We start from the raw sequence: 17303 nt of genomic DNA on the forward strand, positions 1-17303 counted from the left end.
TAGAATCTCATGAAAATTCTTTGGTTTGCTAATACGCCCTGTGAGGCTGAAGAAAAGCTCACTGGAAAACCTGTCACTGGTGGTGGGTGGTTGTACGCTCTTTCTCAAGAAATGAAAAAAGACCCTCAAGTGGAGCTGCATATAGCTTTTTACTGGGGGGTGCCGATGGAACCTTTTTGCTATTCCGGCATATATTATCATCCTGTATTGCGTTCAGGAAACAGTTCTAAGATTGGAAGGTATATCTATAGACTTAGATCCCAATTTTCTGATTGCTTCGACGCCGTTGAAGTTCCTCGTTTGCTAGATGTTGTATCTAGTGTTAATCCTGACGTAATCCATATTCATGGATCTGAGGAAAATTTTGGGCTAATTGCAGAGAATCTTGGCGCTCGTAAAATCTGTATGTCTGTGCAAGGAATTTTGGGACCTTATAAGAATAAGTATTTTTCAGGAATACCTAAAGAGATTGTTAAAAAAAATTCCCCCTTTATAAAAAGGGTTTTGTTAGATGATTCTATTGCTTCGTATCGCCATTTTTGCAGAAAATCGTTAAGGGAAAAAAGAATTTACCGAATAATAGATAATATTATTGGTCGTACGAAGTGGGATGAAATGTGTTCATTGGCATTGAACCCGAAAAGAAAATATTATACCTGTAATGAAATTCTTCGTAGCGATTTTTTCAAAAAAGAATGGACTGCTCCATCAAATGGAAAATTCAAGATTGTTTCGACAATAAGTTTTGGCTTGTGGAAGGGGGTCGAAGTGATTTTCCAAGCGGCCCAAATTTTAGAAGATGCAGGATTTGTTTTTGAATGGAACGTTCTTGGTATAACGTCTAATGACGAAAAAGCTTTGTATTCTGAAAAAATGACATCTTTTAACAAAAATTCATCGAGTGTTAAATTTTTAGGCCGTATGGATTCTTCTCGGCTGATTGAAAAGATGATGTCTTCAAATTTATTTGTTCAGGTGAGTAGAATTGAAAATAGTCCAAATTCATTATGCGAGGCGATGATGCTTGGTATGCCCATAATTGCATCCTATGTTGGTGGTACTGCAAGTATGATGAAGGATGGGGTTGAAGGGAATATGTATCAGGAAGGAGAACCGTATGTTCTTGCCGGGCTTATAATGGATTGTGAAAAAAATTATGCTAAATATGTTGATATGGGGAAAAATGCGAGAGTACGAGCATCGCAAAGGCATAATCCCCAAAATGTTGCTCAAGAATTAAGACGTATCTATGAATCAATTTATTTGTCGAATGAGCGCGTAAATGATACGAGGGTGTAATATGAAGACGAAAATAATGAAGCTGCTAAGCAATGTCTACAAAAAAGCTTTTAGAAAAAAATATGTTGGACAGTCTTGGCCTAGCGAAAATGAGAGAGAAAATGCCAATCAAGCCATTTTTGATTTATTAAGTGCGGATAAGCCTTGCTTTATTGGTAGAATGGGGACGACAGAAGGTGCCGTCATAAATAATTACATTACGGTTCATAGTGATATAAGCTATTTCAAGAAATTGCTTAATTACATTACTGACAAAACGAGACTTCCCTGGTGGGATTTCCCTAGATTAGACAATAACTTGTGTCAATTTTCTGGATTCTTTCCCGGTGGTAATTTAAAAGAATTGGAAAAGTTTGCAGAATTGTATATGAAGTATATTCCGACAATGGATTTGGCTGGGCGCTTTTCTTATTATGAAAAATTTTTGCCATTCAATTCCAAGTGTCAGTTCTTTCAGTTTGAAGCCCTGTATCCATTTTTTGTTGAACATTCCTGGATGAAGGCTTTAGAAGGAAAAAAGGTCCTTGTTATTCACCCTTTTAAGGAAACCATTGAAAAACAGTATGAAAAAAGAGCCCATTTATTCCCTTCAAAGGACTGGCTCCCTGATTTTAAGAGTCTTACTGTTATAAAGGCTGTACAAACTTTAGCGGGTGAAAAATGTAAATTTGCCAACTGGTTTGAAGCTCTGGATTCGATGATTAAGCAAATCGATCATACAGATTTTGATGTGGCTCTTATTGGGTGTGGTGCTTATGGCTTACCTTTGGCGGCGCATTGCAAAGAAATCGGGAAAAAGGGATTTCATCTAGGGGGAGGGTTACAGCTCTTGTTTGGAATTAAAGGAAAACGCTGGGAGTCTCAATACACGAACTCTTGCTACAGAGATTTGTTTAATGAGTATTGGGTGTATCCAGATGGATCTGAAAAAATAAAAAATGCGTCATCTGTTGAATCTGGTTGCTATTGGTAATATTTATGTTGCATAAATCGAATAGTCTAGCTCATTATAGCAATGTTGTTGCAAATAGAATTCGCCCGCATATTTGGCTTTTACCAAATATTCTAACTGCATGGTGGTGGGGCGTGAATATCGGTCTAAAGAATCAGTTTTATGGAAAAACTGTATTCCGCACAGAACCCAATAGTATTATCTCTATAGGAGATAATTGCCGATTTAATTCATCGCACCGATCAAATTTGATTGGTGTGTATTCGCCTTGTATGATTTCAACAATTGCTAGAAATTCTGAAATTTATATCGGCAATAATTGTGGTTTTTCTGGAACTGTTATGGGTGCAGCATTGTCGATAAAACTAGGTAATAATGTTAGATGTGGTGCTAACACTTTGATAACAGATAGCGATTGGCATTCTGGTGATCCTCGAACAGGTAAGAATGCTCCTGTTGTGATAGAGGATAATGTTTGGTTGGGATATGGTGTTAAAGTTTTAAAAGGTGTACATATTGGCGAGAATAGCGTGATTGGAGCAGGGAGTATTGTAACTCATGATATTCCTGCCAATGTTGTAGCTGCTGGAAACCCATGTAAAGTGATAAGGACGATTAGTGAATAATTTGAATGTTATATTTTTAGGGACAGGTTCTAGTTTTGGTTATAGTTTTTCTGCAACTAATACTAAAACAGAATTCATGGCGCGTGGCCTTGTGGAACAGGGAGCGTGTGTAACAATAATTAATTCTATTGTTGGTTGCTCTTGTGTTGAACGACGTTCTGTACTCCATTATGCAAATGTTGGCGATGTAATTTCTTACCCCAAAAAAGGAAATCAGCTTATAAGTTGGTTAGGGAATCTTTCAAGTTGGAAAAAAGACTTGAAGAATCTATATAAGCAAAACCAAAAGAATATTGTGATATTGGAAGCCCCTGATTATCACATCTACAGAATTTATTGTTTTTACGCTCATAAATACGGATATAAGATTGCCGTTATATCTCATGAGTGGTTGCCCACGATAAAATCAACACATCCTTTACGAAAACCTAGTACCTACTTATACACGAAAAATTTTGGATATTTGGCAGATGGAATTTTACCTATTAGTGAATATATTATAAAAAAAATAAAAAAATTTAACAAACCATATTTAAAAGTCCCTGTATTAGCAGAGTTTAAAAGAATCAAAGAAAAAAATAATAGTTCTAACTATTTTGTTTATTGTGTTTATGCCGCATACACTCGAGTTATAATACCTCTTGTAGATGCATTTGTAAGCTATAAAAAAAGTGAGAAAAATAATCAAATTTTAATTTTGATCTTGGCTGGTAGCGATTCGCAGGTACAAGTTATAGTTGATCATATTGAACGCATAAAGGGAGGGGATTTTGTTAAAGTTAAACGAAAAATTTCATATAGCGAATTAATTTCTTTATACGAAAATGCTTTGGGATTAATAATCCCCATGGATCCAAATTCTGAACAAGATCATGCTCGTTTTAGTCAAAAAATAGCAGAGTACACCTCAGCGGCTACACCAATTATAACTTGCCAAGTTGGTGAAGTCGACTTCTATTTTAAAGATAAGGATTCGGCATTCTTTTGCAATTACAATCCGCAAGGTTTTATTGATGCATTTAAGTGGATTTCAGCCTATCCAGAGTTATCTAGAGAAATTGGAAAAAATGGTTATAATGTGGGACTTAAATTTTTTAATTACAAAACTGTTGGAAAACATTTAGCAGAATTCCTTTTTTCCTTATAATTACGAACAAAATGAAATTTATGGGTTCATTAACAGTAAATTAGTTTTAGAGGTCTATTAATGATAAAGTCAAAATCAGATTTGCAATACTATTTAAAAGAAGATAGGAATTCTGTTTCTTTTAAAAGACGTTTTATAAAATGGATAACATTTGCAGATGATTATCTTCCTATTGTCTTTATGAGAGCTTTACGCTATTATGAATACTATCTCAATAAAAAAAGAAATATCTTTAATTTAATTCCATATATCTTGTGTATGTGGAATTACCGAAGATTGAAAAAAAAATCAGGGCTTTATATTATGCCTAATGTTCTAGGACCTGGAGCATATATAGTTCATCCAGGATTTGTAAGGATGAATACTTATGTGCATACGGGAAAGAATACAACGATATTACCTATGGTTCTTTTTGGTCGAAAAACTCCAGATCAGGTTGATAGTAATATTTATGTTGGTGATAATGTCTATATAAGTACTGGTGTGACTATTCTTGGTCCTGTACGGATCGGTAATAACGTTACTATTGGTGCAGGGGCTGTTGTAACAAAGGATATTCCTGATAATGCTGTTGTTGGAGGAATTCCTGCTAAAATCTTGAAATTTAAGGAATAGTTTATGCCTAAAGTTCTTGTTGTTGCAACATCGCATAAAACGCGTGGTGGAATAACTTCTGTCGTAAAAGCTCATCAGCAGGGAGCTCAATGGAATGAATTTCATTGCAAATGGATAGAAACCCATATAGATAAAGGCCTATTGTTAAAGTTTTTGAAGGTTATTCCAGCATTTATTGAATATTTATTTTTATTGCCATTTTATGATTTGGTGCATATCCATTTAAGCGAACCTCCTTCTGCCATGCGAAAAATTATTTTTGTTTGGTTTGCAAAGCTATTATCAAAAAAAACGGTTATACATTTTCATTCATTTTCTGTTGAAACGACTATTCGAAGTAAATATGCTTTTTTGTACAAGTTTTTGTTTGCGAGGGCTGATAGAGTTGTTGTGTTGAGTGAGTATTGGAAAAAAGAAGTTGAAACTATATTTCCTTTTGTTAAGGTTCAAGTTATTTACAATCCTTGTCCACCCTCTCTCAATATTTCTTCTTTAGATTCTAACCTTTCTTGTGTTCTGTCAAAAAAGTTCTCTATTCTTTATGCTGGAACAATATGCCATAGGAAAGGTTACGATGATATGATAAAGGCTTTTGCTAGAATAGCCGTGAAATATCCTGATTGGCAGATTGTTTTTGCTGGAAATGGTGAAGTTGAAAAGGGAAAATTGCTTGCTGAAGAATTGCATGTTAGCGATCAAGTTCTATGGCTTGGTTGGGTTAATGGGCTTGATAAAGAAAAAGCTTTCCGTGAAGCGACCGTTTTTTGTTTACCTTCTTATGCAGAGGGATTTCCTATGAGTGTTTTGGATGCTTGGAGTTTTGGTTTGCCTGTAATAACGACTCCGGTTGGTGGTATTCCTGATGTTGCAAAAGATGGGAAAAACATGCTTCTTTTTTCTCCGGGAGATGTAGAAAAACTATCGGACTGTATGGAAAGAATTATAACGGACAGAGATCTTCGAGAATCTATTGCTAAGGAATCTGCTTGCTTTGCAGAAACTACGTTTAATATAAATACAATAAATAAACAGATTGGTGATTTGTATAATAAGTTGTTGTCTGAAAAGGGAATGTAAAAAATATTGCAACGAATTATAATGAACGTAATATTTCAAATTTTCGGCTGGGGTTCGCTACATTTTCCTACTCTTCATACTTCAATCTCGTAATCAAAGTCGTCTAATCGAACTATCAGAACTGAGCCCTATTGCGTTGCTTTACCGAAATTATTAAATTAGTGGTATGGCGTTGAAGAGATTTCCAATTGGTGTGCAGGACTTCGCGAGAATTCGCGAAGAAGGTATGTATTACGTAGATAAGACGGATCTTGTCTATGAGTTGACGCATACAGACTTGTATTACTTTTTGTCCCGTCCGCGGCGGTTCGGCAAATCGCTGTTGATTAGCACGCTCCAATATTATTTTGAGGGCCGCAAGGAGCTGTTCGCAGGCCTTGCCATGGAAAGGCTCGAAACTGAGTGGAAAAAGTACCCGGTTATTCGGCTGGATATGAGCCTCGTAAAATATTCTGGCAAAGATTCCCTTGTCGAATCACTGAACAAAATTCTAGAACCTCATGAAAAACGATTTGGAGTTACGCCCGAGCCAAACATTCACACTTGGGGCGTGCGAATGGCTCGTATTATAGAAGCTGCTCATGAGCAAACCGGTAAGCAAGTTGTAGTTCTTGTTGATGAATACGATGCCCCGATGCTTGACACTTTCGGAATGGAATCCTTTAATGATATCCGGATTCAAGTCCGTAGCCTTTACAGTCCCTTGAAAGCCCTCGGCAGCATTCTGCGCTTCGTGTTCCTTACTGGCATCAGCAAGTTCAGCCAGCTTTCAATCTTCAGCGAACTCAACAATTTGAATGTTATCACGATGGATGACGAATATGCGGCCATCTGTGGCATCACCAAGGAAGAAGTTTTCTCCCAGATGCAACCCGAAATTCAAGCTCTCGCGGACAAGAACGGCATGACATACGACGAAGCGTGCGAGGCACTTATTCGTCAATATGATGGCTACCACTTCAGTAAGAATTCGCCGGACGTGTTTAACCCGTTCAGCTTGATAAATTCTTTAACCAAGCGCGAACTTGCGAACTACTGGTTTGCAACTGGCACGCCGACGATTTTGACTCGGCTCATGAGCAAGTACAAGGTTGATCCGGTTCCATTTGACTCCGGTTTTGATGCTACTCAGGACATGTTTGATGCTCCGACCGAGACTGCTAAAAACCCTATCCCGATGCTGTATCAGAGTGGATATCTGACCATTAAAACGGCGAAGTCAGGAAACCGGTTTATTCTGGGATTCCCGAATGATGAAGTTCGCCTTGGATTCTTGAAAGCGTTAATGCCGTATTATGCGATGGACGACGTTGTTCAAAACGACTCTTTCCTGTTGCGACTTGTAGATTCTTTGGAATCTCGCGACATTGACAACGCCCTTGTCCTTATTAAAGCGTTTATTGGTGGTATTCCGTATAATGCGGAACGTCAGGACGAAAACCACTACAAGACAGTATTTTTCCTGATTTTTAAGCTGTGTACGCCGTATGTCGTGCGTACCGAGGAATGTTGTGCCGCTGGTCGCTGCGATGCTGTTGTCGAAACCGCCAATGCGGTCTATATGTTCGAGTTTAAACTGGATGGAAAAGGGACTGTCGATGACGCTCTCAAGCAAATTGACGATCGGGGTTACTTGATTCCGTATTCGGCTCGATTGACAGCAAACGGCTCTCCGAAAAAATTGTTCAAGATTGGTGCTACGTTCGATGTTAAAAAACGCACCCTCGGTGAGTGGAAAATCGTTTCAGTTTTTGAAGAATAGATTGCGGTCGTAATCATTCTTTCGGTAAATTTAGAGGCTATCGCCTTTTTGTCAGGATCTCTTTGCGTTTGAGAATGTCATCTTTGGAAAAGCCGGAAATGGCGGCGATTTCTTCATCGTTCAATTTTCCATTTGCAAGCATGGCATCGACCATTTCGATTTTAGTTTCGTGCCTTGTTTCGCGTCTTGTTTCTATCTTGGCACTCGCCAAGCAGCAAGCGATTTCTTCTTTTGTAGTCATTTCTCTCTCCGCTTCGGTCAAAGTTGTTTTGTCCAAATTTTCGATCTTGATGCGGTTCAAGGCTTCGTTGACAATGTCATTCCCAAAGTCAGGGAGAGGCTTGCCTTCATGCGCATGCTTGAGCACGTAGAGCCAAATGTCAACGGGGTCTTTCACTTCGTCTGCGGTTTTGTTGAACCTTGTCAGATTAACCATAATATACTTATTTTTCGGGAAAATCGCTTCGGCCTTCCCTTTGTTCAGCGATTCCCTGCTGTAAACGGCCCATTCGTCAATGTAATTCCCCATTGTCTGCGGCAATTCAAAGTCGCAAATCCAGATAGAAATGCATTCAGGGATTTCGTACCGCCTGTACTCCTTTTCTTCTTTGGAAAGTGCCTTGAATTCTTCCGTTTCTTCCATTTCCTGTTTGCCCCTGATAATCAAGAAAGCTTTATACAGTATGGTTCGGTCGATAAAGAATCCATGGTCCGCTTTTTGCATTTCGATGTTGAGAAAGCGATTGGAGTTGGTCGTTGCGAAAGCGTCCAGAGAAATTTTTCGTTCCTTGGGAACCATAAAACGAATCACTTCATCGAACGAGTATTTCAGATCCTTGATTTGGTCGTCGCCTTTCAGGTGCAGGATTCCGTCAACAAAGTCCTTGATGGCATCCTTGCTGGCGAACAAGTTCTTGAATCCGGTATCGGTTCTCGGATCGATGTAGGTTTTGCCTTTCAGCTTTTCTGGAATAGATTGATTCATAAAAGTCCCTCCGTTAAGTTTAGAGGCTTTAATCTACAACGAAAAATTTTGAAAAAGCAAAACTTTGCAAATTTTGCCAACAACCGCTTGCAAATTCGTTTATTTTGCAAACTATAGAAATACTCAAAAAAGAAATGTCCGTGGATTTGGTTTAATTCTCTCATACGCACGATATTTCGAACTCGTAATTGAAGTCGTCTAATCAAACTATCAGAACTGAGCCCTATTGCGTTGCTTTACCGAAATTATTAAATTAGTGGTATGGCGTTGAAGAGATTTCCTATTGGTGTGCAGGATTTTGCACAGATTCGTGAAAACGAATATTTCTATGTTGATAAGACAGATCTTGTCTATAAGTTGACTCATACGAGTCAATTTTATTTCCTGTCTCGTCCGCGGCGGTTCGGCAAATCGCTGTTGATAAGCACTCTCCAATGTTATTTTGAAGGCCGCAAGGAACTGTTTGCGGGCCTTGCCATGGAAAGGCTCGAATCCGAGTGGAAAAAATACCCGGTGTTCAAGCTGAGCTTTGCTGGGAACAAGTTCATTACCGAAGAAGATTTGGCGGACACGCTTAACTTGAAACTCGGGGAATGGGAGCGGCAATACGGGCTTGAACCGTCTGATAAGTCGGCTTGGGGCGTTCGCTTCGAATTGCTGATCAAGGCTGCTCATGAATCCACCGGCATGCCTCCCGTGGTGCTCGTTGACGAATACGACGCTCCGCTGCTCGACAGCATGGAAAATCCAGAACTCCAGCTCACGCTCAAGAATGAAATGCGGAAGTTGTTCAGCCCCCTTAAGGACTTAGGCGGTATTCTCCGCTTCGTGTTCCTTACCGGCATCAGCAAGTTCAGCCAGCTCAGTATCTTCAGCGAACTCAATAATTTGAACGTCATCACGATGGATGACGAATATGCGGCTATTTGCGGCATCACCAAGGAAGAAGTTTTCTCCCAGATGCAGCCTGAAATTCAAGCACTTGCAGATAAAAACGACATGAAATACGACGAAGCGTGCGAAGCCCTGACGCGTCAATATGACGGCTACCATTTTTCAGAAAATTCTCCAGATATTTTTAATCCATTTAGTCTGATAAGTTCTTTAAGCAAAAAGAATCTCGCTAATTATTGGTTTGCGACTGGCACGCCGACAATTTTGACAAAGCTTGTTAAAAAATACAAAATGGACGCGGAGCTATTCGACAAGGGGTTTGCCGTCGCCGCCGAAGTGTTCGATTCCCCCACCGAAACAGCCGATAATCCCATCCCGATGCTGTACCAGAGCGGATACCTCACCATCAAAAAATTTAACAGAGGAGAGTTTTCGCCCTATGTGTTAGCATTCCCGAACCACGAAGTCGCGGAAGGCTTTACCAAGTGTCTTCTTGCGTATTATACCGGGCAGAGCACCGCATATTCGACTGTCGTGAGCCGGGTAATTCAGGGAATGAAGGATGGCGACATCGACGGAGTCCTTCAGGTCATTCGGGCGTATATGAGTGGTGTCCCGTACGACTCGGAACCGCAGGGCGAATTGCACTACAAGACGATTGTGTATTGTGTGTTCAGCTTGGCGACACCGTACTTGACGCGTTGCGAAGAAAAGTCTGCGGCAGGCCGTTGCGATGTCGTCGTCGAAACGACCGATGCAGTTTATGTTTTTGAGTTTATGTTGGATGGAAACGGGACCGTCGATGACGCTCTCAAGCAAATTGACGATCGGGGTTACTTGATCCCGTATTCGGCTCGCTTGGCTGTGAATGGTTCTCCGAAAAAATTGTTTAAAATCGGCGTCTCGTTCGATGCCGAAAAACGCACCCTCGGTGAGTGGAAAATCGTTTCATCTTTTCAAGAATAGATTGCGGTCGTAATCATACTTCCGTTAAATTTATAGATTTATTGGCTTTGGCTTCAGAATGGCGATGTGCTAATTTTTTTTTTCTTTTGTAGATAACTTGCAAAATGCTTATAATTTGCTATTATTGTCCAATGCGGATGGTATAACTTATGATAAGTATAAGGGAGCTCAATCTTCTCGGTTGTCGGGCCAATTTGGCCGATTTGCCTGATGGCAAGCTGTTGATCAACACGATCAATGCGTTTTCGTACAATAACGCCCGTAAGGATGCCCTTTTTGAAGAGGCGTTGACGAAGGGCGATGTGCTGATTCCCGATGGCATCAGCATTGTGCGTGCGTGTCGTTGGCTCAAGGCCAAGACTCAACCGAAGGAACGCATTGCCGGGTGGGATTTGTTTGCATTCGAGATGCACCGTCTCAATCGGCTTGGCGGCAAGGTGATGTTCCTTGGGTCGAGCGAAAAGGTGCTTGATTTGATCCGCAAAAAGTCAGCAGCGCTTTACTCGAACCTCGAGGTGGTGACCTATTCTCCCCCCTACAAGCCCAAGTTTACGTTGGAAGACGACCAGAACATGGTCCGGGCGATTAACGAGGCAAATCCTGATTTGCTGTGGATTGGCATGACTGCACCCAAACAGGAAAAGTGGACGTATGCCAACTGGAACCGGTTGAATATCCATTGCCATGTGGGGACTGTCGGGGCTGTATTCGATTTTTTTGCCGGAACCTATAAACGCGCTCCGGAAATTTGGCAACGCATGGGATTGGAGTGGCTCTACAGGTTGCTCAAGGAACCGCGCCGCATGTGGAAACGCTATATCATCGGTAACGTTGTGTTCATGGGGCATGTAGTCCGCGAAAAAATTGGCATGTAACCTATTCGGACTGTGCATAGAAGTCGTAAATATCGGGCTTGAAAAAAAATATTTATATTTGCTCTGCAAAATGGGAGCTTTATGACTAATATACCCGAACAAAATCAAAACAGACAATTGCCTTCGATGGCGTCTTTTAAGCCTACTGATATGACCGAAGACGTTCTCGGACTATTCGACTTATTCCGTCGTCATTGGATGATATTCGCATTTTTCTCCATTGTCGGTTTAATTACGGGGGTAATTTATGCCCGCTATAGCCGGGACGTTTTCCAAAGTACCGCGATGCTGCAATTGGACACGAAGTCGAAGAGTGGCAAGGCGATTGCTGAAATGGGTGATCTCTTTGAAACGCATAGTCCTGCCTTGGCGGAGATTCATTTGATGAAGAGTCTCAGCGTACTGATACCTGTGGTCGAAAAATTGCACTTGAATTATGGTGCGGAGCCGATGGACTTTATTGACCGCCTTATGCATCGCGAGGGGCGTATGGACTTGGATTTATTCGAACCGCCCGAACCATTGACGGAAGAAGAAAAGGAGGGGGAGTGGATTGCTGAGGTCAAATCTTCTGATTCGTATGAATTAATTTCACCGCTAGGGGCTAGCGTCGTAGAAGGCAAGGTGGGCGAAACGTACCGTGTTCCTGTAGGGGCTGATTCTATTGCCATTTGCGTTAAGTCGATGAATGCGTTGCCTGGGCAGAGATTTGTTTTGTGGAGTGCTCCTGTGTTGAAAGTGGCAGAGGGGCTGCAAGGGGCGGTTAGTGCGGATGAAAAGGGGAGAAATACGAACATCCTTGAAATTTCTTATTCGGACCGCTACCCTGACCGTGCTGCGGATGTGCTTAACGCCATTGCCGAGATGTATGTGCGCCAGAATGTTGAAATGCGCAGTGCCGAGGCCGAAAAATCCCTTGCTTTTTTGGAAGCGCAGCTCCCGTCCATCAAGGCTAAATTGGATTCATCTCAGCAACTTTTGACGAGCTACCGTAACAAGGCTGGAACGGTAGATTTAAGTGCTGAGGCTCAAGGTACGTTAAAACGTCAAGTGGAGTTAAGAACACAGTTGCTTTCATTACAGCAGGCGTATCAAGAAAAATCTCGTTTGTTCAAGTCGGACCATCCTACGATGCAGGCTATTTTGCAACAGCAGGAACGGTTGCAAAAAGAACTTGCTGGTGAAGAAGGTAAAACGAAAAAACTTCCAACGACGCAACAGGATGTGCTAAAGCTCCAGCAAGATGTCTCGATTAATAATGAACTCTATACGTCCGTTTTGAACAACATCCAGCAACTCCGTGTAGTGCGTGCAAGCGAAATCGGTAACGTGCGTATTGTTGATCCGGCTTATATACACAAAAAGCCGGTCTCGCCTAGCCGTAAGAAAATAGTTTTTTTCGGGTTTGGTGGCGGTTTCGCTTTCAGCTGGGTTTTTGTTTTTATGTTGCGCAATCTGCGTAATCGCGGCGTGGGGTCGTCCTCTGAAATCGAACGCGAGACCGGCGTGAGCGTCTATGCGAAAGTTCCCAAGACTAAGATTAGTCATAAGCTTTCTGGTGTAGATGACAAGCGTTTTATTTTGGCGAAGGCGGATTCCGAGGATTTAGCGGTAGAAAAGATTCGTACGTTGCGTACAGCTTTGGATTTCTCGTGCATCGATGAAGGTGGCCATGTGCTTATGGTGACGGGTATCGCTCCGGGGGCGGGCAAATCGTTTATCGCATTGAACCTTACTTATCTTTTTGCCAAACAAGATAAACGGGTGCTGTTCATTGATGCTGACCTTCGCAAGTCAAGGCTTTCGCACAAGCGCGAAAAGGGCGTGACGGACATTATCTCCAAATCCTGCAAACTGGAAGATGTTGTTGTGGATTTGGGTGAAGGTGCATATTTCTTGCCGAATGGTTCCCATACGCCGAACCCAGGTGAAATGATTGCATCTAAGGCTTTCGCGGAACTGTTGCAGGATTGCCGGCAGAAATACGATATTGTTGTTATTGATACTCCGCCAAACTCGCTTGTGTCCGATGCCCAGGCGATAGCGAAGCTGGTTGATTTCGGCTTGATTGTTATTGAATACAAGAAGCATTCTATGGAAAATATCCAGGAAACGGTTGACCAGTTGAGCTTGGCGAAATTGGAGAAAAAAGCCATCGTGCTCAACCAGTGTGTCCATGATAGCAGTTCTTATGGCTATGGCTATGGTTACGGCTATGGCTATGGTTATGGTTACCGCTACAGGTACGGCGATAAGAAAGAGAAATAATTTTTTTCGTAATTCGTCATCTTTACAATGTTCGTAACTGCCATCCCCGACTTGATCGGGGATTTTTTGCAATAATTTGAATTGCTTGGTTCTTTAATTTTGCATTTTTTTTATTATTTCTTTTAAAGAGGAGTAAATTATGGAACAGCAAGCTGTTGAAGTCGTATCTGTTTTTCATGGCACATTTTGGGCGTTGGTTCCCTCAGTCGTGGCGATTATTCATGCCCTTATAACAAAGGAAGCGTATTCATCCCTTTTCATTGGGATTGTAATTGGAGGCCTTTTTATTAGCCAAGGGGATTTTCCGCTGTTTTTGGATGCCGTTTTCAAGAATGGCATGGTCAAGCAAGTGTCTGATCCGTGGAACGTGGGCATCCTCTTTTTCCTTGTAATGCTGGGTGCGATGGTTGCCTTGATGAATAAATCTGGAGCGTCGGCTGCGTTTGGAAATTGGGCGAAGTTGCATATCAAATCTAAGGTCGGAGCCCAAATTGCGACTATTATTCTGGGTATTCTGATTTTTGTCGATGACTACTTCAACTGCCTTACTGTGGGGAGTGTGATGCGCCCTGTTACGGATAAATTTAAAGTGAGCCATGAAAAATTGGCTTATTTGATTGATGCGACTGCAGCTCCGATTTGCATTATTGCTCCAGTCAGTTCGTGGGCGGCTGCGGTGACGGGGTTTGTCGAAGGCGAAGATGGTTTGGGTTTGTTTGTCAAGTCTATTCCATATAACTTCTATGCTTTGTTGACGATTGTCGCTTTGTTTGCTTTGGTTCTTTTGAAAGTCGATTTTGGCCCGATGAAAAGTTACGAGTCCGCAGCAGAAATGATCGATGCGAAAATGGAAAAAGTAAATGTTGAACAATCTCGTGGAACCATGCTGGATTTGGTGTTCCCGATTGTTACTTTGATATTATTTTGCGTTCTTGGATTAATTTATACGGGCGGATATTTTGCAAGCGGAGAGGCTCACAAAGGTTTTGTCGATGCGTTTGGCGGAAGTGATGCTTCTGTTGGTCTTGTGTATGGTAGCTTTGCCGCGTTTATCGTGACTGTTATTTGGTTTTTGGGCCGCCGCATTTTGAAGATAGGAAAGTGCTTGGAATGCTTGCCTGAAGGTTTCAAGGCGATGGTTCCTGCTATTATTATTTTGGTGCTCGCCTGGAGCTTGAAGGGAATTACGGATACGCTTGGAGCGAAGGATTTTGTGGCGGGTATTGTTACGGGGAAAGCTACGGTTCTTATGAACTTTATGCCGGCAATTATTTTCATCGTTGGAATCGGGCTTGCGTTTTCGACAGGAACGTCTTGGGGAACATTTGGTATCTTGATTCCGATTGTCGTTGCTGCTTTTTCCAGTGTGGATCCAGAATTGATGATTATTTCGATTTCGGCTTGCATGGCGGGGGCTGTCTGCGGTGACCACATTTCGCCGATTTCAGATACGACGATTATGGCAAGTGCCGGTGCTGAGTGTAATCATGTGAACCACGTCAACACGCAGTTCCCTTATGCGTTATTTGTCGCATCAGTAAGTGTTGTATGTTTTATTGTGGCCGGATTCTTGCGTAGTGCGTTGCTGTCGGTTGCTTTGGGAGTTGCTCTCATTGTGGGTATTCTTTTTATCGTCAAGGCAAAAAGCGGAGATGGAAAAGTTAAGAAAGAGAAAATAAAAGTGAAGAGAGAAAAGCCGAAAGCGAAGAAATCGCGCACTGTCACTCCACAGGCGTAACATGTCGCCTTTATTGCTCGTACCTCTTTACTATATTTCCCTCGGTTAGTAAAATTTGGAGCTTTTATGCGTTGTTTAGTTACTGGTGGTGCAGGTTTCTTAGGGAGTCACCTTTGCGAAAGACTTTTAAACGATGGCCATGAAGTTATCTGCCTTGATAACTATTTCACGGGACGAATGGCGAATGTCGCTCATTTGCGTGACAACCGTAATTTTGAACTCATCCGCCACGATGTGACTGAACCGATTCTTTTGGAAGTCGATCGCATTTTTAATTTGGCGTGCCCCGCAAGTCCGATCCATTACCAGTTCAACCCGGTGAAGACGATCAAAACGAGCGTCATGGGTGCTATTAACATGTTGGGGCTGGCTAAGCGTGTTTATGCTCGCATTTTGCAAGCCAGTACAAGCGAAGTCTATGGCGACCCAGCCGTGCATCCGCAGACCGAAGACTACTGGGGAAACGTGAACCCCATCGGCATCCGCAGTTGCTACGACGAAGGCAAGCGCGTTGCCGAGACGCTCTTCATGGATTACCACCGCCAGAACAAAGTTGATATCCGCATTGTTCGTATTTTCAATACGTACGGCCCGCGCATGTTGCCTAACGATGGCCGCGTCGTTTCGAACTTTATCGTTCAGGCGTTAAACGGCGAAGACCTTACGATTTACGGTGACGGTAGCCAGACGCGCAGTTTCTGCTATGTGGATGACCTCATCGAAGGTTTTGTCCGCATGATGAATCAGGATAAGATAATTGGCCCCGTGAACATCGGCAATCCCGGCGAATTTACGATGCTCGAACTTGCAAAGGAAGTGCTCGACCTTACGGGTTCCAAGAGTAAGATTGTATATAAGCCGCTCCCCGGAGACGACCCCAAGATGCGCCGCCCGGACATCTCGCTTGCAAAAGAAGCTCTCGGCTGGGAACCGACGATTCCGCTCCGCAAGGGCCTCGAAAAGACGATTGTTTATTTCGACAACCTTCTCAAGACGATGTAATTTGGGGTTTAGGTGTAGGTCTTAGGAAAAGTATCACACGCTTCGAGCCTGCAATTGAATTTGAGGATAACCAAGGTAGCGTCGCTCGCTTTGCTCTGTTGTCCCCTCTCGTCGCGCGGCTTGTGCTTTTGTCGTCTATAAAATTGACGTTTTCCTAACATTTTACTAAGATGTTTCTATAATGAATAACATCCTTTTTCATAAGAACACAAACATCCGCACTGCGGATTTTTCGATATTGAATCTTTTACGCGAAGTGAGCATGTTCCCCGACAAGATTGCCATGTTCAACAGCTTGAAGGAACTTGGTTTAGAAAACTACGTGAAGGTTCAGGCAGCGGCACTTCTTCTTGTGAGGCGCGGCTCTGTTGATGTTGAATTGGATTTGAAACATTATAAACTCGAAGCTGGTTCTTTGTTTGTCGTTTTTCCAGAACAGGTGGTACGCGCTAAGAATGTTTCGGAAAATTTTGATCCCATCTGCATAGCTTGTTCAAAAAATATGATCGACGAGTTGATTATACGCTTTGACGACACGACTCGCTTGATTCTGAAAATTCGCGAAAATCCGTTGATGCAATTGGAAAGAGTTGAGTTTGAACAAATGAACTCAAGCTTTGAATTCTTGAAAAAGAAGTTTGAAACGACCGATATGAATTCGTGCCGCCTGCAAATATTGAAAAATTATTTGATTGGTCTCTTGTACGAATGCATTGGAATGAGGAGCGATCCTGCTACTGCGGACGTGGTCAAGAGCCGAGGACAGGTGCTATTCTCGCAGTTTATTGACCTCGTTGTTGAGCATCATCGCGAACAGCATTCCGTGAAGTTTTATGCCGATGAACTTGGCATTACGCCGAAGTACCTCTCCGCTGTTGCCGAAGAGCAGACCGGCAAGAATGCCAAGCGATGGATTGACGAACATATTGCGCTTGATGCGAAGGTCCTGCTGCGCTCGTCTTCCAGAGACATTCAAAAAGTTTCGAAAATTCTGAACTTCCCGGATGTATCTTTCTTTGGAAAGTTCTTCAAGCGTCTTGTCGGAGTTTCGCCCAAAGCCTACCGCAAAACTGCGGAATAAGGGGGTGCTGATTTTG

14 protein-coding genes are annotated in these 17303 nt (G+C 42.2%); 13 read left to right on the forward strand and 1 reads right to left on the reverse strand.

Features of this window, described 5'->3' with window-relative positions; genetic code table 11:
* Positions 1–9 precede the first annotated feature (9 nt).
* The 7 genes from IKG78_RS16490 (at position 10) to IKG78_RS16520 (ending at position 7478) form a co-directional block, all read left to right on the forward strand.
* Entirely contained in the window at positions 10–1299 is a 1290-nt protein-coding gene (locus IKG78_RS16490; protein ID WP_290945496.1) for a glycosyltransferase, read from the forward strand.
* A gap of 1 nt (position 1300) precedes the next feature.
* A complete protein-coding gene (locus IKG78_RS16495; protein WP_290945498.1) occupies positions 1301–2272 on the forward strand; it encodes a hypothetical protein in 972 nt (323 codons plus the stop codon).
* Between the two features lie 5 nt (positions 2273–2277).
* Positions 2278–2877, forward strand: a complete 600-nt coding sequence (locus IKG78_RS16500; protein ID WP_290945500.1) for a DapH/DapD/GlmU-related protein — start codon at positions 2278–2280, stop codon at positions 2875–2877.
* Entirely contained in the window at positions 2870–4024 is a 1155-nt protein-coding gene (locus IKG78_RS16505) for a glycosyltransferase (RefSeq protein WP_290945502.1), read from the forward strand. Before IKG78_RS16500 ends, IKG78_RS16505 begins: the two co-directional genes overlap by 8 nt.
* A 60-nt stretch (positions 4025–4084) precedes the next feature.
* Positions 4085–4639 carry a hypothetical protein gene (locus IKG78_RS16510; RefSeq protein ID WP_290945504.1) on the forward strand — a complete coding sequence of 185 codons (555 nt, stop codon included), beginning with the start codon at positions 4085–4087 and terminating at the stop codon, positions 4637–4639.
* A 3-nt stretch (positions 4640–4642) separates the two neighbouring features.
* Positions 4643–5716 carry a glycosyltransferase family 4 protein gene (locus tag IKG78_RS16515; RefSeq protein ID WP_290945506.1) on the forward strand — a complete coding sequence of 358 codons (1074 nt, stop codon included), beginning with the start codon at positions 4643–4645 and terminating at the stop codon, positions 5714–5716.
* A gap of 166 nt (positions 5717–5882) precedes the next feature.
* Positions 5883–7478: an ATP-binding protein gene (locus IKG78_RS16520; protein WP_290945508.1), complete on the forward strand. Its 1596-nt coding sequence runs from the start codon at positions 5883–5885 to the stop codon at positions 7476–7478.
* 37 nt (positions 7479–7515) lie between these two features.
* Here the strand turns inward: IKG78_RS16520 and IKG78_RS16525 are convergent, their stop codons facing one another.
* Positions 7516–8463, reverse strand: coding sequence for an Rpn family recombination-promoting nuclease/putative transposase (locus IKG78_RS16525; protein WP_290945510.1), 948 nt, complete (start codon positions 8461–8463; stop codon positions 7516–7518).
* Positions 8464–8724: 261 nt separating this feature from the next.
* On the opposite strand from IKG78_RS16525, the gene IKG78_RS16530 reads away from it, so the two are divergent.
* From IKG78_RS16530 to IKG78_RS16555, 6 genes are all read left to right on the forward strand, one after another.
* Positions 8725–10323, forward strand: coding sequence for an ATP-binding protein (locus tag IKG78_RS16530; protein WP_290945512.1), 1599 nt, complete (start codon positions 8725–8727; stop codon positions 10321–10323).
* A gap of 149 nt (positions 10324–10472) precedes the next feature.
* A complete protein-coding gene (locus tag IKG78_RS16535) occupies positions 10473–11198 on the forward strand; it encodes a WecB/TagA/CpsF family glycosyltransferase (RefSeq protein WP_290945514.1) in 726 nt (241 codons plus the stop codon).
* A gap of 81 nt (positions 11199–11279) precedes the next feature.
* Positions 11280–13466 carry a polysaccharide biosynthesis tyrosine autokinase gene (locus IKG78_RS16540; RefSeq protein ID WP_290945516.1) on the forward strand — a complete coding sequence of 729 codons (2187 nt, stop codon included), beginning with the start codon at positions 11280–11282 and terminating at the stop codon, positions 13464–13466.
* Between the two features lie 139 nt (positions 13467–13605).
* On the forward strand, positions 13606–15204 hold the full coding sequence (locus tag IKG78_RS16545; RefSeq protein WP_290945517.1) for a Na+/H+ antiporter NhaC family protein: 1599 nt from the start codon (positions 13606–13608) through the stop codon (positions 15202–15204).
* A 66-nt stretch (positions 15205–15270) separates the two neighbouring features.
* On the forward strand, positions 15271–16206 hold the full coding sequence (locus IKG78_RS16550; protein ID WP_290945519.1) for a UDP-glucuronic acid decarboxylase family protein: 936 nt from the start codon (positions 15271–15273) through the stop codon (positions 16204–16206).
* A gap of 181 nt (positions 16207–16387) precedes the next feature.
* On the forward strand, positions 16388–17287 hold the full coding sequence (locus IKG78_RS16555) for a helix-turn-helix domain-containing protein (RefSeq protein ID WP_290945521.1): 900 nt from the start codon (positions 16388–16390) through the stop codon (positions 17285–17287).
* The last annotated feature ends 16 nt before the right edge of the window (positions 17288–17303 follow it).

Origin of the sequence: Fibrobacter sp., assembly GCF_017545445.1 — a bacterium.
In the GTDB taxonomy this organism is placed as follows: domain Bacteria; phylum Fibrobacterota; class Fibrobacteria; order Fibrobacterales; family Fibrobacteraceae; genus Fibrobacter.